At 71.2% G+C, this 20,263-nt stretch carries 23 protein-coding genes and 1 pseudogene; 9 read left to right on the top strand and 15 right to left on the bottom strand.

What is annotated here, in order from left to right; genetic code table 11:
* Nucleotides 1-6: 6 nt before the first annotated feature.
* Complete coding sequence (locus tag A949_RS0111260) at nucleotides 7-762, bottom strand: ABC transporter permease (protein WP_019356110.1); 756 nt, start codon at nucleotides 760-762, stop codon at nucleotides 7-9.
* Complete coding sequence (locus tag A949_RS0111255; RefSeq protein ID WP_019356109.1) at nucleotides 755-1,696, bottom strand: daunorubicin resistance protein DrrA family ABC transporter ATP-binding protein; 942 nt, start codon at nucleotides 1,694-1,696, stop codon at nucleotides 755-757. The genes A949_RS0111260 and A949_RS0111255 overlap by 8 nt, the downstream gene beginning before the upstream one ends.
* Nucleotides 1,697-1,830: 134 nt before the next feature.
* Between A949_RS0111255 and A949_RS0111250 the strand changes: the two genes are divergently transcribed.
* The gene (locus A949_RS0111250) at nucleotides 1,831-2,622 is read left to right on the top strand and encodes a TetR/AcrR family transcriptional regulator (protein WP_019356108.1); all 792 of its coding nucleotides are present in this window, start codon (nucleotides 1,831-1,833) and stop codon (nucleotides 2,620-2,622) included.
* Between the two features lie 133 nt (nucleotides 2,623-2,755).
* Here the strand turns inward: A949_RS0111250 and A949_RS0111245 are convergent, their stop codons facing one another.
* The 4 genes from A949_RS0111245 to A949_RS0111230 form a co-directional block, all read right to left on the bottom strand.
* On the bottom strand, nucleotides 2,756-3,169 hold the full coding sequence (locus A949_RS0111245; RefSeq protein WP_019356107.1) for a Fur family transcriptional regulator: 414 nt from the start codon (nucleotides 3,167-3,169) through the stop codon (nucleotides 2,756-2,758).
* A gap of 108 nt (nucleotides 3,170-3,277) precedes the next feature.
* Nucleotides 3,278-4,207, bottom strand: coding sequence for a metal ABC transporter permease (locus A949_RS0111240; RefSeq protein ID WP_019356106.1), 930 nt, complete (start codon nucleotides 4,205-4,207; stop codon nucleotides 3,278-3,280).
* Entirely contained in the window at nucleotides 4,204-5,004 is an 801-nt protein-coding gene (locus A949_RS0111235; protein WP_051019460.1) for a metal ABC transporter ATP-binding protein, read from the bottom strand. Before A949_RS0111235 ends, A949_RS0111240 begins: the two co-directional genes overlap by 4 nt.
* 11 nt (nucleotides 5,005-5,015) lie before the next feature.
* On the bottom strand, nucleotides 5,016-6,011 hold the full coding sequence (locus A949_RS0111230; protein ID WP_019356104.1) for a metal ABC transporter substrate-binding protein: 996 nt from the start codon (nucleotides 6,009-6,011) through the stop codon (nucleotides 5,016-5,018).
* A 207-nt stretch (nucleotides 6,012-6,218) separates the two neighbouring features.
* Here A949_RS0111230 and A949_RS0111225 point away from each other — a divergent pair, with 207 nt between their 5' ends.
* A complete protein-coding gene (locus A949_RS0111225; RefSeq protein WP_019356103.1) occupies nucleotides 6,219-7,601 on the top strand; it encodes a glycine--tRNA ligase in 1,383 nt (460 codons plus the stop codon).
* Between the two features lie 76 nt (nucleotides 7,602-7,677).
* On the opposite strand, the gene A949_RS0111220 is transcribed toward A949_RS0111225, so the two are convergent.
* The 3 genes from A949_RS0111220 to A949_RS0111210 form a co-directional block, all read right to left on the bottom strand.
* The gene (locus tag A949_RS0111220) at nucleotides 7,678-8,415 is read right to left on the bottom strand and encodes an SAM-dependent methyltransferase (protein ID WP_019356102.1); all 738 of its coding nucleotides are present in this window, start codon (nucleotides 8,413-8,415) and stop codon (nucleotides 7,678-7,680) included.
* 41 nt (nucleotides 8,416-8,456) lie between these two features.
* Complete coding sequence (locus tag A949_RS0111215; protein WP_106428791.1) at nucleotides 8,457-9,098, bottom strand: Uma2 family endonuclease; 642 nt, start codon at nucleotides 9,096-9,098, stop codon at nucleotides 8,457-8,459.
* A 101-nt stretch (nucleotides 9,099-9,199) separates the two neighbouring features.
* Complete coding sequence (locus A949_RS0111210; RefSeq protein ID WP_019356100.1) at nucleotides 9,200-9,538, bottom strand: ArsR/SmtB family transcription factor; 339 nt, start codon at nucleotides 9,536-9,538, stop codon at nucleotides 9,200-9,202.
* Nucleotides 9,539-9,646: 108 nt separating this feature from the next.
* On the opposite strand from A949_RS0111210, the gene A949_RS0111205 reads away from it, so the two are divergent.
* The 3 genes from A949_RS0111205 to A949_RS0111195 all read left to right on the top strand — a co-directional run bounded on the left by A949_RS0111205 (nucleotide 9,647) and on the right by A949_RS0111195 (nucleotide 13,136).
* A complete protein-coding gene (locus tag A949_RS0111205) occupies nucleotides 9,647-10,747 on the top strand; it encodes an NADH:flavin oxidoreductase/NADH oxidase (protein WP_019356099.1) in 1,101 nt (366 codons plus the stop codon).
* 351 nt (nucleotides 10,748-11,098) lie between these two features.
* Nucleotides 11,099-12,643 (top strand): GNAT family N-acetyltransferase, encoded by a 1,545-nt coding sequence (locus tag A949_RS35890; RefSeq protein WP_237735801.1) that lies wholly within the window; start codon nucleotides 11,099-11,101, stop codon nucleotides 12,641-12,643.
* Nucleotides 12,644-12,785: 142 nt separating this feature from the next.
* Nucleotides 12,786-13,136 (top strand): hypothetical protein, encoded by a 351-nt coding sequence (locus tag A949_RS0111195; protein ID WP_019356097.1) that lies wholly within the window; start codon nucleotides 12,786-12,788, stop codon nucleotides 13,134-13,136.
* Nucleotides 13,137-13,156: 20 nt separating this feature from the next.
* On the opposite strand, the gene A949_RS33130 is transcribed toward A949_RS0111195, so the two are convergent.
* From A949_RS33130 to A949_RS0111180, 3 genes are all read right to left on the bottom strand, one after another.
* A complete protein-coding gene (locus tag A949_RS33130) occupies nucleotides 13,157-13,702 on the bottom strand; it encodes a hypothetical protein (protein ID WP_019356096.1) in 546 nt (181 codons plus the stop codon).
* Nucleotides 13,703-13,808: 106 nt separating this feature from the next.
* Nucleotides 13,809-14,015, bottom strand: coding sequence for a DUF397 domain-containing protein (locus tag A949_RS0111185; RefSeq protein WP_106428795.1), 207 nt, complete (start codon nucleotides 14,013-14,015; stop codon nucleotides 13,809-13,811).
* Between the two features lie 2 nt (nucleotides 14,016-14,017).
* Nucleotides 14,018-14,857: a helix-turn-helix domain-containing protein gene (locus A949_RS0111180; RefSeq protein WP_019356094.1), complete on the bottom strand. Its 840-nt coding sequence runs from the start codon at nucleotides 14,855-14,857 to the stop codon at nucleotides 14,018-14,020.
* Between the two features lie 224 nt (nucleotides 14,858-15,081).
* Between A949_RS0111180 and A949_RS38490 the strand changes: the two genes are divergently transcribed.
* Entirely contained in the window at nucleotides 15,082-15,426 is a 345-nt protein-coding gene (locus A949_RS38490; RefSeq protein ID WP_019356093.1) for an ATP-binding protein, read from the top strand.
* On the opposite strand, the gene tnpA is transcribed toward A949_RS38490, so the two are convergent.
* Nucleotides 15,396-15,824 carry an IS200/IS605 family transposase gene (gene tnpA, locus A949_RS0111170; RefSeq protein ID WP_078565392.1) on the bottom strand — a complete coding sequence of 143 codons (429 nt, stop codon included), beginning with the start codon at nucleotides 15,822-15,824 and terminating at the stop codon, nucleotides 15,396-15,398. The two genes, A949_RS38490 and tnpA, sit on opposite strands and share 31 nt — an antisense overlap.
* Nucleotides 15,825-15,843: 19 nt before the next feature.
* On the opposite strand from tnpA, the gene A949_RS0111165 reads away from it, so the two are divergent.
* Together A949_RS0111165 and A949_RS37590 are read left to right on the top strand one after the other, a co-directional pair.
* Nucleotides 15,844-17,061 carry an RNA-guided endonuclease InsQ/TnpB family protein gene (locus A949_RS0111165; RefSeq protein WP_019356091.1) on the top strand — a complete coding sequence of 406 codons (1,218 nt, stop codon included), beginning with the start codon at nucleotides 15,844-15,846 and terminating at the stop codon, nucleotides 17,059-17,061.
* Nucleotides 17,062-17,087: 26 nt separating this feature from the next.
* A complete protein-coding gene (locus A949_RS37590; RefSeq protein ID WP_237735799.1) occupies nucleotides 17,088-17,243 on the top strand; it encodes a hypothetical protein in 156 nt (51 codons plus the stop codon).
* Between the two features lie 110 nt (nucleotides 17,244-17,353).
* On the opposite strand, the gene A949_RS0111160 is transcribed toward A949_RS37590, so the two are convergent.
* On the bottom strand, nucleotides 17,354-17,995 hold the full coding sequence (locus tag A949_RS0111160; RefSeq protein ID WP_019356090.1) for a gamma carbonic anhydrase family protein: 642 nt from the start codon (nucleotides 17,993-17,995) through the stop codon (nucleotides 17,354-17,356).
* A gap of 222 nt (nucleotides 17,996-18,217) precedes the next feature.
* Here A949_RS0111160 and A949_RS33120 point away from each other — a divergent pair.
* Nucleotides 18,218-19,098 (top strand): annotated as a pseudogene (locus A949_RS33120) (alpha/beta fold hydrolase).
* A 167-nt stretch (nucleotides 19,099-19,265) separates the two neighbouring features.
* Here A949_RS33120 and A949_RS0111150 read toward each other — a convergent pair.
* On the bottom strand, nucleotides 19,266-20,066 hold the full coding sequence (locus tag A949_RS0111150) for a HEAT repeat domain-containing protein (RefSeq protein ID WP_192817140.1): 801 nt from the start codon (nucleotides 20,064-20,066) through the stop codon (nucleotides 19,266-19,268).
* Nucleotides 20,067-20,263 lie beyond the last annotated feature (197 nt).

Below are 20,263 nucleotides of genomic sequence, written 5' to 3'. Positions count from 1 at the left end.
GAGCGCTCAGCCGGTGCGCCGGCGGAACAGCACCGCGCACAGCGGCAGTGCCACCGCCAGCAGCCCCAGGCACCAGGCGAGCGCCAGCCAGGGGCTGTGGCCGGTGGGCTGGTCCAGCAGCAGGCCGCGCAGGGACTCGATGACGGGGGTCACCGGCTGGTGGTCGGCGAAGCCGTGCAGCCACTCCGGCATGGTGTCGATCGGGACGAACGCGCTGCTGGGGTAGGGCAGGAAGAGCATCCCGAAGGTGAACCCGCTCGCGGCCTCCGGGGTCCTGGCCAGCAGGCCCGCCGCAGCACCCAGCCAGGAGAGCGTGGTGATGTAGAGCAGCAGGATGCCGATGGCCGCCAGCCACTCCGCCGGTCCCGCGTGCGGCCGGAACCCGATCGCGAAGGCCACGGCCAGCACGGCCGCCGTGGCTGCCGCGTTGCGCGCGACGCTCGCCGCGACATGGCCGCTCAGTACGGCGGTGGGCCCCGTGTCCATCGAGCGGAAGCGGTCGATGATGCCGCCGGTCATGTCGTCCGAGACGGTGGTCGCCGTCATCGAGGCGCCGTATCCCGCGCACAGGATCAGCACCCCGGGCGCCACGTACGTCACATACTTCCCGGTGTTCGTCTCGATGGCACCGCCGAAGAAGTAGACGAACACCAGCATCAGCAGTACCGGCAACACCAGTGCCGTGATCACGGCGTCCGGGTTGCGCCGGGTCAGCCGGACGGACCGCCCGGCCAGCACGGTGCAGTCGGCGAGATCACTCATGGGTCAGCTCCAGGAAGACGTCGTCCAGGGTGGCGCTGTGCAGCGAAAAGTGCGCGACCTGCGCACGCGTGGGATCCAACTCGTCCAGCAGCGCCCGGACATGCGCGGCGCTGCCGTCGGTCGCCACTCCCAGCACCAGCTCCTCGGGTGCCCGGTGCAGTGCGCGCTCGCCGAGCTGTCCGGCCAGCTCCGCATAGGCCGAGCGGCCGGTCATCGTCAGGTCGAGCCGCTGGGCTGCGACCGTCTTCTTCAACTCCTCGGGAGTGCCCTCCGCCCGCACCCGGCCGCCGTCCAGCACGGCGACGTGGTCGGCCAGCCGGTCGGCCTCCTCCAGGTACTGCGTGGTGAGGAAGACGGTCACACCCGCCCGGGTCAGCGAGCCGATCGTCTCCCACATCGTGCGCCGGCTGCGCGGGTCGAGCCCCGTCGTCGGCTCGTCCAGGAAGACCACCTGCGGGTCGGTGACCAGTCCGGCTGCGATGTCCAGCCTGCGCCGCATCCCGCCCGAGTAGGTCGACACGCGCCGTCGGCCGGCCTCGGTCAGCGCGAACCGCTCCAGCAGTTCGGTGGCACGGTTGCGGGCCGCCGACCGTGAGTGGCCGCGCAGACGCGCCATCATCCGCAGGTTCTCCTCTCCCGTCTGCTCCTCGTCCAGCGCCGCGTACTGCCCGGTGAGGCTGATGGCGCGGCGTACCCGGGACCGTGCGGCGGTCACGTCGTGCCCGGCCACGACGGCCTGCCCCGCGTCGGCGCGGGTGAGTGTCGCCAGGATCCGGACGGTGGTGGTCTTGCCCGCCCCGTTCGGTCCCAGCAGTGCGAAGACACTGCCGCGCCGCACCCGCAGGTCGAGCCCCGCGAGTACGTGGACGGAGCCGTACGCCTTGCTCAGCCCGCGCGTCTCGATCGCCCAATCCGCTTCTGCCGCTGGATGCATGGCACTTCCCCCTCATCCTGTGTATCTGATACACGGAACTGCGTATCTCGTAAACCTTACTGCGTATGCTATACACGAACCGGGTGTGCAACGGCAACCCCGAAGGGCGGAGAGGAAGGGTGGAGAGGCGGGAGATGGCGAAGCGGGAGCAGGCGCCGGCACCGGACGGCCTGCCGGCCGGTGTGGCCGCCGCCTGGGGGCTGCGCGAGCGGCCCGGCAGAGGTCCGGCGCGCGGACTGGACGTGCGGCGCATCGTCGCCGCCGCGATCGGCGTCGCCGACGCCGAGGGGCTCGCCGCGCTCTCGATGAGCCGCGTCGCCGCCGAGGTCGGCGTCTCGACCATGGCGCTCTACCGCTATGTCGCAGGCAAGGACGACCTGCTGATCCTCATGGAGGACGCGGCGATCGGCACCCCGCCGCCGGGACCGGAGACCTCGCCGGAGGGCTGGCGGGCCGGACTGGAGCACTGGGCCCGCGCCTACCGCGACGTCCTGCTGCGCCACCTGTGGATCGTCCGGATCCCCATCGGTACCCCGCCGCTGTCCCCGCACGGCGTGGAGTGGATGGAGCAGGCACTCGCCCACCTGCGGGGCACCGGGCTGGACGCCGAGCGGAAGCTGGGGGCGCTGATCACCCTGAGCGGCTACATCCGCAGCAGCGTCGCCCTGCTCGCGGACATCGCGGAGGCGAGTCGGCAGCAGGGCTCGGGCTGGGAGGACGCGGAGCGCCGCTACTGGCGTCTGCTGAGCGAACTCACCGCAACCGGCGGCTTCCCTGCCGTCCGGGAGCTGCTGGCCTCCGGCGAGGTGCACCAGACCGCCCCCGGTGACACCGAGGGCACGGCGGACTTCGCCTACGGCCTGGGCATCGTGCTGGACGGAGTCGGTGCCAGGATCGCCGCCTGTTCGCCCGGCGACGGAGGGTGACCGCGGGTCCGCGGGACGTTCTCCGCGGGTGCCGCGGCGGGCCGGTGCTGCTCGGCGACGTGAACGGGGCCGGGGGCCCTCTCAAGTGCGGCGGCGGGCGTCCGCGGCACCGCCGCCGCGCCGGGCCCGCGGGCTACCCCGCGGCCGCGCAGTCCCCGCAGGTGCCGAAGATCTCCACCGTGTGCCCCACGTTCACGAAGCCGTGCTCGGCCGCGACGGCGGCCGCCCACTTCTCCACCACCGGGCCCTCGACCTCCACGGCCTTGCCGCAGGCGCGGCAGACCAGATGATGGTGGTGGTCGTCGCTGTGGCAGCGCCGGTAGACGGCCTCACCGTCGTCCGTGCGCAGCACGTCCACCTCACCGGCGTCGGCGAGGGACTGGAGGGTGCGGTAGACCGTGGTGAGCCCCACCGAGTCGCCGCGGTGCTTGAGCATGTCGTGCAGTTCCTGCGCGCTGCGGAATTCCTCGACCTCGGCGAGTGCCGCCGACACGGCGGCGCGCTGCCGGGTCGACCGGCCGCGTACGGGGGGACCTGCGGTGGTCACGCTCTGGCTCCTTAACGTTCGTCGGCTCCGGGGAGGCGCCGGGGCGGCTCCGGGTCGGCGCGGCGTTCGCGGCCCCCCATTGTGCCAGGCGCCCCCGGTGGGCGGGTATTACACCCTGCGCGGGTGATCCACCGGCCCGGTGCCGCCGTCCGCCTGCGCGCTCCCGTCCGCTACCAGAGTGCCCTCTTCCTGCCCTCCGGCGACAGCCCCGCCCCCGCTGCGGAATCTGCGCCGCGCCAGGGGAGCGGCCAGCGCGGTGACGATCCCGAAGAGCAGGATCGCCAGCACGACGATGCTCGCCCCGGGCGGTACGTCGGCGAAGTAGGAGGTCACCGTGCCGGACAGGGTGACGGCGACACCGAAGCCCACGGCCAGCCCCAGCGTGGCGGCGAAGCCGCGGGTGGCCTGCTGGGCTGCGGCGACCGGGATCACCATCAGCGCGCTGACCAGGAGCAGTCCGACCACCCGCATCGCCACCGTGACGGTGACTGCGGCCGTCACGGCCAGCAGCAGGTTCAGCAGCCGCACCGGCAGCCCGGTCACCCGCGCGAACTCCTCGTCCTGGCAGACGGCGAACAGCTGCCGCCGCAGTCCGAGGGAGACGAGCAGCACGAAGGCGGACAGCCCCACGATGGCGACCAGGTCCTCGGCGGAGACGGTGGTGATGGAGCCGAAGAGGTAGGTGGTGAGGTTCGCGTTGGAGCCGTTCGGCGACAAGTTGATGATCATGACGCCGCCCGCCATGCCGCCGTAGAACAGCATCGCCAGCGCGACGTCGCCCCGCGCCTTGCCGTACCAGCGGATCAGCTCCATGGAGATCGCGCCGAGCGAGGCGACCAGCACCGCCATCCACACCGGATTGGTGCTCAGCAGGAAGCCGAGCGCGACGCCGGTGAGCGCGACATGGCCGATCCCGTCGCCCATGATCGCCTGGCGGCGCTGGACGAGGTAGATCCCCACGGCGGGTGCCGCGATGCCGACCAGCAGCGCGGCCAGCAGCGCGCGCTGCATGAACGCGAAGTCCAGCATCTCGATCATGAGAGAAATCCCGTTCCGATCTTGGACGCCGGCTCGGCGGCGGACGCGGAGTCGTGCGGATGGCAGGCCGGGTCGTGCAGCGTGGCAGGGTCCGCCACCCGCTCGACCACGCCGTCCCGCAGGACCACCGCACGGTCGATCAGCGGGGCGAGCGGGCCGAGTTCGTGCAGCACGAGCAGTACGGAGGCGCCCTGCTCCACCTGCCGGCGCAGGGTCTCGGCCAGCACGTCCTGGCTGCTGACATCCACCCCGGCCAGCGGCTCGTCCATGATCAGCAGTTCGGGTTCGGCGGCCAGCGCCCGCGCGATCAGCACCCGCTGGTGCTGGCCTCCGGAGAGCGCGTCGACCGGGTCGCGCATCCGGTCCGCCATCCCGACGAGTTCGAGGGCGTGCCGCACCGCGGCCTTGTCCTCGCGGCCCAGCGGGCGGAAGCGCCGCCGGGCCAGCCGCCCGGCCGAGACGACCTCCCGCACGGTGGCCGGCACCCCGGCCGCCGCCGTGGAGCGCTGCGGCACATAGCCCAGCCGCCGCCAGTCCCGGAACCGGGCCGCCGGGGTGCCGAACAGTTCCAGTTCACCCCCGGTGAGCGGTACCTGCCCCAGCACGGCGCGGATGGTGGTGGACTTGCCCGAGCCGTTGGCTCCCAGGAGTGCCACGGTCTCGCCGCGCTCCACGGTCAGCCCCACGCCGCGCAGCACGGGCCGCCCGCCCAGCGAGGCGGTGGCTTCGCGCAGCGCCACAGCGGGTGCTCCGTCGGCTGTGGCGGCGCCGTCCCGGGCCGCGGTCGTCCTCGTCATGCCTCACGCCCTCACTGCGCGCCGAGCGCGGTCTCGAGTGCGGTCAGGTTCTGGTGCATCACCGAGAAGTAGTCCTGCTTCTTCGGGTCCTTGAGGCTCTCCAGCGGGCTGAGCACCGAGGTCTTCAGCCGGAGGTCGTCCGCCAGCGTCCTGGCGGTCTTGTCGCTGGCGTTGTTCTCGAAGAAGACGGTGTCCACGTCCTCCTTCTTCGCGATCTTGTGCAGCTCCTTCATCCGGGCCCCGCTGGGCTCGGACTCCGGGTTGATGCCGGCGACCGCCGCCTGGCGCAGCCCGTACCGCTCGGCGAGGTAGCCGAAGGCGGCGTGCGTGGTGATGAAGGTGTCGGACTTCCGGTCCCGGAGACCGTCCTCGAAGTCCCCGTCGAGGGTCTTGAGGCGGGAGACGAGGTCCTCGGTGTTCTTCCGGTAGTCGTCCTCGTGGTCGGGGTCCGCCTTCTGGAGCTGCTTGCCGACCCCCTCGGCCACCTCGGCGTAGCGCACGGGGTCGAGCCAGATGTGCGGGTCGCCCGCCGTGTCGTGGTCGTGTCCCTCGTGCTCGTCGTGGCCCTCCTCGCCGTGCTCGTGGTCGCCGTGCCCGCCGTGGCCCTCCTCGCCGTGCACATCGGTGCCGTGGTCCTCCAGGGTGGTGAAGGAGGAGGCCTCGGCCAGATTCTCGACGCCCGACTGCTCGACGGCCTCGTCGACCGCGGGCTGGAGCCCCTTGAGGTAGACGATCAGGTCCATCTCGCTGAGCTGCCCGGTCTGCTTGGGGCTCAGCTCCAGGTCGTGCGGCTCGGTGCCGGGCTTGGTCAGGTTGCTGACCTCGACGTGGTCGCCGCCGATCTGCTGGGCGAGGTACGCCATGGGGTAGAAGGACGCGGCCACCTGTACCTTCCCGCTGTCGCCGCTGTCGCTGCCGCAGGCGGCGAGGGTGAGGGAGGTGAGCCCGAGGACGCTCAGGGCTGCGCTGGTACGTATGAGCCGACGGGGGCGGTGGCCGATGTTCATGACACTCATTTTCATCGCAACTGGAAACGATTGTCAACTAAAGCTTCGCGCTCCGTGATCACGGTGCGCTGCCGGAAGGGATCTTCCGGGGCGGTCCCGATGACTCCGGACAAGAGGTCCCGATGCGAGCCGGAACCGATTTGCCGCGCCCCCTACGGCCCCCAGTAATCTGAGGTATTCCGTCTCGCCGTCAATGAAGAGAGCACCGTGGCCGCCGACAAGATCGACACAATTGTCAGCCTCAGCAAGCGCCGTGGCTTCGTCTACCCGTGCAGTGAGATCTACGGTGGTCAGCGTGCCGCCTGGGACTACGGGCCGCTGGGCGTGGAGCTGAAGGAGAACATCAAGCGTCAGTGGTGGCGCTCCATGGTCACCTCCCGCGACGACGTGGTGGGCATCGACTCGTCGGTGATTCTGGCCCCCGAGGTCTGGGAGGCGTCGGGCCATGTCTCCACCTTCACCGATCCGCTCACCGAGTGCACCTCGTGCCACAAGCGCTACCGCGCCGACCACCTGACCGAGGCGTACGAGGCCAAGCACGGCCGCGAGCCGGAGAACGGCCTGGCCGACATCAACTGCCCGCACTGCGGCAACAAGGGCGGTTTCACCGAGCCCAAGCAGTTCTCCGGGCTGCTCTCCACCCACCTGGGCCCCACCCAGGACTCCGGCTCGGTCACCTACCTGCGTCCCGAGACCGCGCAGGGCATCTTCACCAACTTCGCGAACGTCCAGCAGACCTCGCGCAGGAAGCCGCCGTTCGGCATCGCACAGACGGGCAAGTCCTTCCGGAACGAGATCACGCCGGGCAACTTCATCTTCCGCACCCGCGAGTTCGAGCAGATGGAGATGGAGTTCTTCGTCAAGCCGGGCGAGGACGAGGAGTGGCACCAGTACTGGATGGACCAGCGCTGGGCCTGGTACCGGGACCTCGGCATCCGCGAGGAGAACATCCGCTGGTACGAGCACCCGAAGGAGAAGCTCTCCCACTACTCGAAGCGCACCGCCGACATCGAGTACCGCTTCAACTTCGGCGGCAGCGAGTTCTCCGAGCTGGAGGGCGTCGCCAACCGCACCGACTTCGACCTCACGGCCCACTCCAAGGCGTCCGGCCAGGACCTGTCGTACTTCGACCAGGAGGCCGGCGAGCGCTGGGTCCCGTATGTCATCGAGCCGGCCGCCGGTGTCAACCGCGCGATGCTCGCCTTCATGCTGGACGCCTACATCGAGGACGAGGCGCCCAACGCCAAGGGCAAGATGGAGAAGCGCACCGTGATGCGCCTCGACCCCCGGCTCTCCCCGGTCAAGGTCGCCGTGCTGCCGCTCTCCCGGAACGAGCAGCTCTCCCCCAAGGCCCGCGGCCTGTCCGAGACGCTGCGCAAGCACTGGAACATCGACTTCGACGACGCGGGCGCCATCGGCCGCCGCTACCGCCGCCAGGACGAGATCGGCACCCCGTTCTGCGTCACCGTCGACTTCGACACCCTCGACGACAACGCCGTCACGGTGCGTGAGCGCGACACCATGAAGCAGGAGCGCGTCTCCCTCGACCAGATCGAGGGCTACCTGGCCGGCCGCCTCCTCGGCTGCTGACCGCCGCACTCCCTGTCCGTCGTGGCCCGGCACCCCGCGCGGGGTGCCGGGCCACGACGCTGCCGCCGGCCGGGTCTCACCCGGGTGTGCGGCGCAGCAGCAGGCACACGAAGCCGAAGCTCTCCCGATATCCGCGCAGCCACTCCTCCCGGTGTTCGGCCGCCGCGCGCAGGGCTTCCCCGCTGTCCGGATGGCCGGGGTGGTCCAGTGCCCAGCGGGCGAGGGAACCGGTCCAGTTCCACTCGTAGTCGTCCAGCTCGTGCCGGGTCGAGACGTGTGCGTACACCGGGGTCCAGCCCTCCGCGGTGACCTTCCCGACCGTTCCCGCCAGGTCCTCGTACGCGCCCAGGATCTCCCGCGCCCGCGCGCTCGGCTCGCGCTCCCAGTACGCGTCCCCGACCAGCACCGCGCCGCCGGGCGCCAGCAGCCGCCGCGCGCCCTCCAGCGTGGGCAGCAGCCCGCCGAACGCGTGCGCGGCGCCCACGCTCAGCACCACGTCGCCGGGCCGCTCGGCGGAGAACGCCGCGGCCTCCTCCTGGCGCAGTGCCAGCCGCCCCGCGACCCCCGCCTCCTCCGCGCCGCGCCGGGCCCGCTGCAGCGCCTCCGCGGAGAGGTCGACCCCCTCCCCGGTGACCTCCGGATACGCTCGCAGGACACGCAGCAGCCACGCACCTTCGCCGCAGCCGAGGTCGATCACGTGTTCGTCGCCGCGGAGAATCGCCCGGGAGAGCAGTCGGTCCACCGAGAAGTCGTCGAGCGGCGCCGCGACGGGGTGGTCGGCGTGCGCGAGCAGGGAGCGTGTCTGTCGGTCCATGCCGGAACTCTGGCAGGTCCGACTTGCGCCGCGCCCCTGGTTTATTCTCCTTCCGCCTCCTTGCCCGGCATGGCGCCGAAGCCCGCAGTGTCGATGTCGCAATCGAACGGTGAAGGCAGGTGCACGATGTCGCCGAACTCGTAGGTGCGGCGTTCTGCGTATCCCAGGGGCGTCGGGGAGGCGAAAACGGAGAGGGTCAACTCCTGCATGTCGAGGAGCAGATACACCGGGACACTTGCCTTGGCGTAGGCCGGTAGCTTGTCGGTCCAGTCCACGGTGCGTGTCGAATCCGAGGTCAACTCGGCGACGAGCGTGAGCGCTTCACCGTCGATGTACCGATCATGCGTCCGGAACGCGTCGCGTGCCGCCACGTAGATGTCCGGTCCGTAGGCCCGCTCCTGCCCCGACAGGGCGAAGAGGAATGGGGCGTAGGAGACGCGCTGCCCCTCCGGCAGCCTCGGCATGAGCTGCTCGACGAGTGCGTCCATCACGTCGAGGTAGTACCCCTTCGACCACGGCGACATGACGATGTTTCCCCCGATGATCTCCGCCCGGTATCCCTCGGGCACCTCCATGGTCAAGAGTGTCCGGAACAGCGCCTGGTAGCGCGGTGGTCCCTCGGGGGTCTCTATGGGCGTCATGGGTGTCGTCCTGGCGGTCGGTCGTTCCAGCGTCTCCGTCATGATGCGCTCTCCAGGTGCTGTGAGCCAGTTGCCACGCACCGTAGCCGGATGGACCGACAATGTGAGCGGATCCCTCGACGGGGCCCTCGAAAGGGTGGGTTTCAGCTCGCTGCCGCGCGCAGTACCGCGTCGAGCAGGCCCGGGAAGCGGGCCTCAAGGTCGGCGCGGCGCAGGCAGCTGATCTTCGCGGTGCCGCGGTAGCACTGCTTGATCACGCCCGCCTCGCGCAGCACCCGGAAGTGGTGGGTCGCGGTCGAGGCGGAGACCGGCAGCTCGACCTGGGAGCAGGCGGCGCCGGCCCCGTCGCCTTCGCCATGGGCGCCCAGCGCGGTGGCGATGCGCAGCCTGATCGGATCGGACAGCGCGTGCAGCACCGTCTCCAGGCGGATCTCCTCCGGTGCGGGGTGCGGGAGTTCGCGTACGGCGGTCGTGGTCGGCACAGGTCCATAGTACGGCAGTCATCGAAATTTGACAGGTCTCGTAGTACGGCGGGTATCGTACTAAGGCCGTTGTGCCGGCAACGGCTCCCACCCCGATTGGAGAGCGCCGTGAGCGCACTGTTCGAGCCCTTCGACCTGCGGTCGGTGACCGTGCCCAACCGCGTCTGGATGGCACCGATGTGCCAGTACTCGGCCGCGCCGGACGGCCCCGACCAGGGCGCGCCCACCGACTGGCACCTCGCGCACCTGGGTGCGCGCGCCGCTGGGGGAGTCGGGCTGGCGCTGGTCGAGGCCACGGCCGTCACCCCCGAGGGCCGGATCAGCCCCTACGACCTGGGCCTGTGGAACGACCGCCAGCAGGAGGCGTTCACCCGCCTCACCCGGTTCCTCTCCGAGCAGGGCACCGTCCCCGGCATCCAGCTCGCACACGCGGGCCGCAAGGCGTCCACCGAGCGCACCTGGGTCGACCGCGGCGCACCCCTGGCACCCGGCGTGAACCACGGCTGGCAGCCGCTGGGCCCCAGCCCGATGCCCTTCACGGACGGGCACACCATCCCCGACGAACTCTCCCGGGAGCAGATAGCCGAGCTGGTGCGGCAGTTCGCGGACAGCGCCCGCCGCGCCCACGAGGCCGGATTCCGCGTCGTGGAGGTGCACGGCGCGCACGGTTACCTGATCAACGAGTTCCTGTCGCCCTACACCAACCACCGCACCGACGAGTACGGCGGCTCCTTCGAGGGCCGGACCCGGTTCGCACTGGAGGTCGTCGAGGCCGTCCGCGCGGTGTGGCCCGAGGAACTGCCGCTGTTCTTCCGGACCTCCGCGACCGACTGGCTGAGCGAGAACACCGAGGACGACCGCGAGGGCTGGACCGGCGACGACACGGTCCGCCTCGCGAAGGAACTGCACGCCCGCGGCGTCGACCTGCTCGACACCTCGACCGGCGGCAACGCGCCCGACGCCCGCATCCAGGCCCTCCCCGGCTTCCAGGTGCCGTTCGCCGAGCGGGTCCGCAAGGAGACCGACCTGCCCGTCGCCGCCGTCGGCCTGATCACCGAACCCCGGCAGGCGGAGCAGATCGTCGCCTCGGGCCAGGCCGACGCGGTCCTCCTCGGCCGCGAGTTGCTGCGCCGCCCGTACTGGGCGAACGAGGCCGCGGTGGAACTGGACGCCGAGCCGCGCCGCCCGGTCCAGTACCACCGGGCGTAGCCGGGCCGGTCAGGTCAACCGGGCGGGTCCGCGCCCGCGCGCAGTCGGCCCGGGCCCGGGCAGTCGGGCCCGGGCCGAGTCGTGCGGTTCGGCTTCGAGCCGCCCGGGCGCGCGCCCGCGGCCCGGTTCTATTCGGTCGACGCGGAGCCGGTCCGCCGGATATCACAGGACCGCACCGCGCACGCTGCGGTGCCGTACCTGTGGAGGAGAGGTGGCCGGGTGACCGCGCGTGCGGATTGGGCCGTGCTGGAGGTTCCGCAGTGGCAGGGATCGGGGTCGGTCTCGGCACCCCGCCTGGTGCAGGGGGCGCGCGCGACGGCGGACCTGTTCCCCGCCGCGCCACGGACGCGTGTGCCAGTGGACGTCCGGGCCGCGGCGACGGGCCCGGTGGACGGAGTCCGTGCGCTCGACGTGCTGGCCGCGAACTTGAGCGCCGTGCGTTTCGCGCTGGACCGACTGCCCGACCGGACCGTCGTGACGACCGGCGGCGACTGCGGGGTGGAACTCGCACCCGTCGAACGCGCGCACCGCCGGTACGGCGACAGACTGGCGCTCGTATGGTTCGACGCACACGGCGACCTCAACACTCCTGACACCTCGCCCTCCGGCGCGTTCCACGGCATGGTGCTGCGCACGCTGCTCGGTGACGGCCCCGCCGAACTGAGCACCGGCGTGCCGCTCGCGCCCGGGCAGGTCGTACTGGCCGGGGTGCGCTCCCTCGACCCCGCCGAGCGCCGGTACGTCGACCGGCACGCGGTCCGCCACCTCCCCCCGGCCGAGTTGGCCGACCCGTCCGCTCTGGTCGGGGCAGTCGCGCAGACGGGTGCGGAAGCGGTGTATGTCCACCTCGATCTCGATGTGCTCGATCCGGGCCAGTTCTCCTCCGTGGGGGTACCCGAGCCGGACGGCCTCTCCGCCTACCGACTCGCTTCCGCGATACGGGCCCTGGCCCGGAACTTCACCCTCGCCGGTCTCGGCGTCACCGAACACCAGCCGCCCGACGAGGGCCGTACGGCCGACGCCTCGGTCCTCGACCAGCTCGCCCGCACCCTGACCGACACGTTCGCCGGAAGCCCTCCCGAGGAGGTACGGCGTATCGAGCGGCACGCGCTGGCGGCCTGGCCCGCCCCCGTCACCCGGACCGCCGACGGCTGGCTGCTGCGCCACACCCCGGGCGTGCGGCGGCTGCGTTCTGACAACACCGCCCTGCCGCTGTCGCCACCGGCGACGGAACCGGCCGGTGATCCGGCGGCGGCCCTGTCCACGGTCGAGGACTTCTACGCCGGACGCGGCCTGCCCGCCGCTGTCCAGATCGGACCGGGGGCCGAACACCTGGCTCTGGACGCGTCCCTGGCCGCCCGCGGCTACCGACTCCGCAGCCGGGTGCACGTACTGACCGCCTCCGTCCGGACGGTCGCCGACGGCCCGGCCCCCCTCGCGGGCCGACGGACCCGGTTGAGCTCCGCGCCCACCGCGGAGTGGCTGCGGGCCTTCGTCGAGCTGGACGCGCAGCAGGACAGCCGACAGGTCGCCGACCAGGTCATCGCCGGTATCGCCGCCCCGCTGGCCTGCGTCGCGGTCTTCCCGGACGACGCCGGGAGCGATACCGGAACCCCGGCGGGCATCGGACTGTTCGTCGGCGGTGACGACGACTGGGCCGGCGTCTACTGTGTGATCACCCACCCGGCACACCGTCGGCGCAAGGTCGCCGCGACGGTCCTGCGCGCGGGGGCCGCGTGGGCCGCCTCCGAGGGCGTGCGCGGCCTCTATCTCCAGGTGGGCCGCGCCAACACGCCCGCTCAGGCCCTCTACACCGGCCTGGGCTTCCGCTACGCCTACAGCTACCACTACCGGCTGCGGGAGGAGTCTCCCGGCGCCCCCGCGCCCCGACGCTGACGCCGGAGCCCGGTCCTGCTCCCGCCCGGACGGCGATGGACGGAAGCGAGCGCCTCCGGCCCGCTCCGGCCGTACCTCCGCGGCTACCACCGACAGCTACCACCGACCCCGACGGGCCCACCGGTCCGGTCAGGAGTGAGCGATGCCCCTCGTCGAAGTGACCTGCGCGCCGGGCGTGCCCGAGCACACGCTCCGCGAACTGGGCGCGGTGCTGCCGCACCTGGTCTCGGTGGCGGTCGAGTGCCCCGAGGAGCCCTACGACGGCGACCTGCAACCCGGCGACGTGGAGCTCCGCTTCCGGCAACTCGGACCCCTCGACCGCTGCGGCCTGGACATCGTGATCGAGGTGCGGTCCAAGTGGTTCGAGAGCCGGGCCGCCGACCGTCAGCAGCGCGTGGACCGGCTCCACGAGAGCATCGCCGAGGCGACCGGCCTCGACGATTTCGGCGTCTACCTGGCGCTCCCGGTCGCCGCCTGGTCCCAAGGGGAGTGAGACACCCGCGGGGGCGCGGCTCAGTCCAACTGGTGCACGAACGCCACCAGGAACAGCGCGGCAGCCGCGCAGCTCAGCAGCACCGTCGGCAGTACCCACGCGGGTCGGTGCTCGCCGCGCAGCGGGGCCGTCATCCGCCGGTGCAGCGCGGCCAGGCCGTACAGCAGCCCGACCGCGGCGCCGCAGATCGGTACGCTCACCCCGAAGTGCGCCAGCCAGGCCCCGGTCCTGCTCGGGCCGCCCCAGGAGTCGTCGTAGGGGCCGCTGTCCACGAAGCCGTAGAACAGTCCGCGCGCGATGCCCAGGGCGAGTATCCCGGCCAGGATCAGCGCCAGGACGCCGAGCAGCACGGTCAGTAGCGCTTGTGTCAGTACTCGTGGACTGCTCGTTCCGGGGTCCGCGCGCAGCACCCTGCGTGCGGACCCGCTCTGTCCGCCGAGTCCCGCGAGCAGGGCGAACAGCCCGAGCGGGAAGAGCGCGACGGCCCCTCCCAGCCGCCGCCCGAACCGCCGCGAGGCCGAGGGTGCGGAGGAGGAAGGCGCTGTGGTGGTCCGGGAAGCGTTCATGAGCGGGAAGCTATGGCGCCTGATACGTCGCGCGGGAGCTACCGCGGAGCCACATGTGCGTGGCCGCCCCCTACCGCGGTAGGGGGCGGCCACGCTTGTCCTGGGCTCAGCCGGCCTCCGGGCCCCTGCCCAGCGCGCTGACGAATGCCTGCCAGGCTTGGGCCCCGAAGTACGCCGTTCCCCGCGCGGGGTCCTTGCTGTCGCGGACCGCGCGCCCGCCGGCCGCTGTGTGGGCGACCTCCACGCACTCGTGGTTCGGGTCGGAGCCCGAGTAGCTCGACTTGAAGAAGGGGGTGACCGGCTCGTCGCTCACGTTCACTGACTCTCCTCGGCTATGGCGGCCAGCGTGTCCGCGATGAATCCCTGGCTGTCGGCCGGATTCAGCGCTACCGAGCGTAGCTGGTCGAAGGAGTGTGCGTAGGCTGCGATTTCGGTCTCGTCTTCCGTGATGGCCACGTTGCGGTGTGTCTCCTGTCCCACGGCGGAAGGCGACCACTCGCCGTCGAAGGAGAGCATGACGAAGGTGGGCGCGGACCGCGCGGCGGCCCACTCGGTGGTCGGCAGCACCTGGAAGGTGACGTTCGGGCGAGCAGCGGTTTCCAGCAGATCTGCGAGTTGATTCCTGTGCACCTCGCGGGAGGGCATGGGGTTGGAGAGGGCGGGCTCCCAGACCACGGCGCTGTAGCGCGCCCCGGACTCCTCGAACCTGCGGCGACGCTCCTGCCGCATCTTGACTGCCTGCTCCACGACGTCGGGTTCCGTCACGGAGGGATTGCTTTCTACCAACGTCCGGGTGTAGTCGGCCGTTTGCAAGAGTCCTGGGACCAGCACTGTCTGCCAGGTGCGGACGAACGTCGCGTCGTGCTCCAGGGCGATGTAGTCGCTCAGCTCCGGCGAGATGCGATAGTCGAGCCACCACCCTCGTTTGTTGGCATCCCGCGCCAACTGCTCGTAGTGGCGGAACGTCTCCGGGTCCTGGATTCCGTAGAGCTCCAGCAGTAACCGGACGTCGCCGGGGCGCGCCGCTACCTGGCCCGACTCGATGCGGCTGACTTTCGCTTTCGAGCCCGCGATGTACTCGGCTGCCTGCTGCTGGTCGAGCCGTGCCACCTCGCGGAGACGACGGAGAGCCGACCCGAGACGACGGCTGCGCATCGTGGGGCGTCCACCTGCGGGCATCTTCTTCCTCTCTGCGTGTGCCGCTCGCACGGCAACGCACGGTACACGGGCATTCGTTGCTGCGGCAGCGTCATGCAAATTCTCGATAGTGAGGAGTTGCAGTGACCCGCGGGGGCCGCATAACGTGAGTCACCTCACCCAGCGCACCCATATGCGCACCAGGGGTGAATGAATCGACCTGCTCAGCCGCGGGAGGCCCCATGTCCGGGCGTACGAACATCGCAAGGTTCCGTCTCAGCAAGGCGTCCGTGCCAAGGGCGCGGGAGCATGTGCGGCTGGTGCTCAGAGAGTGGAAACTCGGCCACCTCTGCGACGAAGCGGCGCTCGTTGTGAGCGAGTTGACGACCAACGCGGTCACCCATGCCGCGCAGGGGATCGGCGACCAGTTGGAACTCGTGCTCCGCCGCCGGGGCGGGGTCCTCGTCCTGGAGGTCTCCGACGCCTACCGAGGCGCTTGGCGGGAGTGCCCCGTCCTTGAGGGCGGGGGTGACATTGCCCCATGGCGGCGGCCCGCTCAGTCGGGCCGCTTCTGCTGTTCGATGTAGTCCTTGACCAGGTGGAGGGGTGCGCCGCCGACCGATCCGGCGAAGCATGAGGGTGACCGGAAGTGTCCGTGTATGACGGCGCGGTTGACCCGGCCGGTGTACTCGGCGCGCGGACGCCGGGCGGAGACGCCCTTGAGTGAGTTCACCAGTCCGGACAGGGTGATCTTCGGCGGGTAGTGCACGAGGAGGTGTACGTGGTCGGCTTCGCCGTTGAACCCGGTGAGCGTGGCGCCGAAGTCGTCGCCCACCTTGCGCATGGTCTCTTCGCAGCGTGTCAGCATCTCGTCGTCCATGGCGCCCCGCCGGTACTTGGTGACGAAGACCAGGTGCGCGTGCAGGTTGTGGACGACCGTACGGCGCCTGCGGATATCGGGATTTGGGTCCCGTCGTGGTGGCATAGGCCAATAAGGTGATCTCATGCAGCTGCGGTACAGCTTCCGCTTGTACCCGGGCGCCGGTCAGCGCATGGCGTTGGCGAGGGCGTTCGGGTGTGCGCGGGTCGTCTTCAACGACGCATTGCGCGTCCGAGAGGAGGCCCGCACAGCGGGGCTGCCGTTCGTCTCCTCGGGCGAGCTGTCGAAGCGGCTCACCGCGTCGAAGAAGACACCGGAGCGGGCCTGGCTCGGCGAGGTGTCCTCGGTGATCCTCCAGCAGTCCCTCCGGGACCTGGACACCGCGTACAGGAACTTCTTCGACGGCCTCGAGGGCAAGCGCCCGAAGGTGGGGCCGCCCCGGTACAAGTCCCGCAAGGACAGCCGGCAGACCGTCCGCTTCACCGCGAACGCGTCGTGGCGGATCACGGCGGGCGGGAAGCTGCGCCTGCCGAAGGTCGGCGACGTGCCCGTTCGCTGGTCCCGCGCCCTGCCGTCCGTCCCGTCCACCGTGACGGTCCTGATGGACGCCGCAGGCCGGTACTTCGCGAGCTTCGTCGTCGAGACGGACGCCTCCGAGGTGCTGCCGGAGACGACGCCTGAAGTCGGCATCGACCTCGGGCTCGGGCACTTCGCGATCCTCTCCGACGGCACGAAGGTCGACAGCCCGCGCTTCCTGCGCCGGGCCGGGAAGCGGCTGAAGAAGGCACAGCGGGACCTGTCCCGCAAGCAGAAGGGCTCCGCGAACCGGGGCAAGGCCAGGGTGAAGGTCGCTCGCGCTCACGCGCGGGTGGCCGACGCGCGCCGCGAGTTCCACCACCAGCTCTCCACCCGGCTGATCCGCGAGAACCAAGCGGTCGCTGTGGAAGACCTGGCGGTGAAGGGACTCGCCCGTACGCGCCTGGCCAAGTCCGTGCACGACGCCGGATGGTCGGCGTTCGTGAACATGCTGGAGTACAAGGCCGCACGGTACGGGCGCACCTTCGTGAGGATCGGACGGTTCGAGCCCACCAGTCAGGTGTGCTCGCAGTGCGGCGTCAAGGACGGCCCCAAGCCCCTGCGCGTCCGGGAGTGGACGTGCCGGGAGTGCGGGGCCGTCCTCGACCGGGACGTGAACGCGGCGGTCAACGTCGCGAAGGCGGCCGGACTGGCCGTTGCGGCCTGTGGAGCGCAGGTAAGACCGGTACCCGTACCGGCGCAGCGCGTTGAAGCAGGAACCCACCGAGGCCCGCAGACGCGGGCAGTAGGAATCCCGGTCCTTTAGGGCCGGGAGGATGTCAACAGTGGGAGATGCCCGAACTCCGCAAACCGGCACCGGAGGGGACCTCCGGGCGCGGATTACTCCTGGTCGACGCCCTGTCCCAGGCATGGGGCGTACGCCCCCGCACGGGTGCGGGCAAAACGGTGTGGGTGCACCTCGCGGTGCGCCACGAGGGAGAGGAGTAGCGCCGGGTCGGGCAACGTTCACCCTGCCGGCGACGGCGCGGCGGCGCGTCGGCGCCGGTCGTCGGCGTGGCCGGTGCCGTCGAACATGGGCAGGAAGCGTTGATGCGGCCCTAGCCGCGATGCAGGATCTCATCGTCCGCGTGCGGGCCGAACTCGTCGACGCGTACCTCCGCGATGTGCTCGTACCGGCTGACGTGGTCGGTCCACTCCGCCTCGACGCCGAACGCCACCTGCGCGAAGCCCACCTGTCGGACGGCCTCGGCCAGGCCCGGGTCGCCGGGTGCCAGCAGTCGCACCGGCGTGTCGAGCGCCACGGTGTGCGGCGGCACGAAGTACTCGTCCGGCACATCGGTGCGCGCATGGACGAGCGCGCCGACGGCGACCACCGTGCCTGCCCCCAGATGTGCGCGCTGCAGGACCGTCGCCGAGGTCGCCACGTAGACGCATCTGCCGACCTCGCAGCCCAGCAGGGTGGCGTGCGGTCCCACGAAGACGTGATCGGCGACGAGCACCGGCTGATCGCCGGCGACCGCAGACCCGCGCAACACCGCGTTCTCGCAGATCACCGCCGCCTCCCCGATCTCGATCCGGGACCCCTCGGCATCGAGCACCGCGCCGTACATCACCCGCGCCCTCGGCCCCACGCGGACATCGCCGACGAGCGTGGCCGTCGGGGCGACGTAGGCGGTGGGATGGACCTGCGGCTCGTACCCGCGGTGCCGGATGCGGATTCCCCGCGTTTCAGCGCTCATGAGCGGATGCTCGCCCGGCCGACCGTGAGCGTGCTGGCGGGTTTCCGACGTCGCGGTCGCCGAGACCTGTGCCACGGCGATCCGAGGCACCACAGGGCGAACGCCGACCGGTAGGGCACCAGGCCCTGTCCGGCGGGTCGAGGGCGAAGCCGGACGAGTCTGCGCAGGTCACCCGCCGAAATTCTGGCTGCGCCGGATGGGCGGCTGTGACAGGCTCCGAATATGCCGAACGCTGTCGTGTCCCCCGAGGTGTCCATCGCGTACGAGAGCTTCGGCGATCCGGGCGACCCTCCGGTCCTGCTGGTGATGGGTTTCGGCGCACAGTTGCTCGGCTGGCACGAGGACTTCTGCAGGGCGCTGGCCGGGCGCGGCCGTTATGTGATCCGGTACGACAATCGTGACTGCGGGCTGTCCACGAAGTTCGACGATCACCCCGTGGACGTGGGCGAGTTCATGGCAACCGTCAGCTCGGGGGACATTCCGCCGCCCTCGAGATGGTTCCCTACCGGCTGGTCGACATGGCCGACGACGGACTCGGCTTGCTCACCGAGCTCGGTATCGAACGTGCCCACGTGGTCGGCGCGTCGATGGGAGGGATGATCGCCCAGACGATGGCGCACTCCCGTCCGGAGCGGGTGCTGACCTTGACGTCGATGATGTCCTCGACCGGCGAGAGTGAATACGGCCGGCCCAGCCCGCAGGCCCAGGCGGTGCTGTTCGGCCCCAAGCCCGCGGACCGCGAGGGGTACGTCGCGGCGGCGGAGAAGGAACTGGTGTGGGCCTCCAAGCGATACGGCAGCGGCGCGGTGCTGCGTGAGCTGGCCGCCGCGAGCTACGACCGCGCCTACTACCCCGCGGGGATCGGGCGGCAGCTCGGCGCGATGATCCTCAGCGGTTCCCGCGCGGACGACCTGCGTGAACTGCGGGTGCCGACGCTGGTGATCCACGGCCTGGACGACACGCTGATCGATCCCAGCGGCGGTGAGCGCACTGCGGAGCTGGTGCCCGGCGCCGGACTCCTGCTGGTCCCCGACATGGGCCACGACCGCCCGCGTGAACTCTGGCCCCAGCTCATCGATGCCGTGGTGGCCCACACCGGTTGAGGCGCGGATGCGGTCGACGGGAACCAACCGACGGGGCCGTCGCTCCTCATCGGCCAGGACGGCTGCGAGGACGCCCACCGGCCCTCCCGTTTCCCGGACTTCGGCAGATGCGGCTCCGACCGGGTCCGTTCCTCGCTCGTGAGGTCACATGACCCGCAGGACAGGGCCTAACCGTTCTGCGACAGTGTGCGGACCGTCGCCACCGCTTCGCGGACATCCGGGTGCGGGTCGGCGGCGAGTCCGTCCAGCAACTCGGCCACTCCCGGCGTGGACCAGCGGGCGACGGCCCACACGAACTCTTCCCGCACGCCGGGATCGGGGTGCGCTGCGAGGTGGCCGAGTTGAGCGAGCGGGCCGCGGCGGCGCTTGCCGAACCAGTGCAGGGTCTCCCGGAGTGCGGCCGGGTCTCCGGGGGTGCCGGCCGCGGCGATCCGTGCGAGCAGCACCCTGGCGGGCGGCGGCGGACCGTCCAGCGGATGCGGCAACCGCTCGCGCAGCCGCCGGGATCCGTACTCGCCGCGTACCCGGCAGCCGTCGCAGGTGCAGGGCCGCACACCGTGCGCCTCGGGCCAGTAGCGCCAGCCCACCGCCTGGGGTGCGGTGCGGATCCGGTGCACCTCGCGCGGCCGGACCGCCCGGGGGACGAACACCTCCCAGCCGCGCGGATCCTCCAGAGCCGCGATGCGCCGCACCGCCTCGGCCGCGGGAACGGCGGCCTGCTCGCGTGCGTAGCGACCCACCCGCACCTCCTGGTTGTCGTCCAGCCGCACATGGACAGCCACCAGACCTCCCCGGCTGCCGGTACGGGCCAGCTCGCGCAGCCACTGGTGGGTGAGGGTGTAGGAGGGCAGCACCGGAAAGCAGTACACCCCGCGCGCACCGTCCTGCCCGCGGGAGGCCGCGCGGATGCCGGACCGCCGGATGCGCGGTGCGTTCGCCGCCGATGTAAGGTGCACGAACATGGCCATGACCAGCATGCTAGTGCTGTGTTCGCAGAGAACCGGCGGGAAGGCTGGGGCGTCCGAGCCGAGTCCTGGGCGCACGGTGGCCGAGCCCGGCCAGGGAGCGGTCCGATCGGTCAGAAGGTGCAACGGCTGCGGCCGGTCACCGCGGCGCGCTCCCCGGGGCACCGGGCGGAGAGAACGTGCGACACCGCCGCGCTCGG

The organism is Streptomyces sp. AA1529, assembly GCF_000280905.1.
In the GTDB taxonomy this organism is placed as follows: domain Bacteria; phylum Actinomycetota; class Actinomycetes; order Streptomycetales; family Streptomycetaceae; genus Streptomyces.
This window is presented reverse-complemented; position numbering and strand designations above follow the sequence as displayed.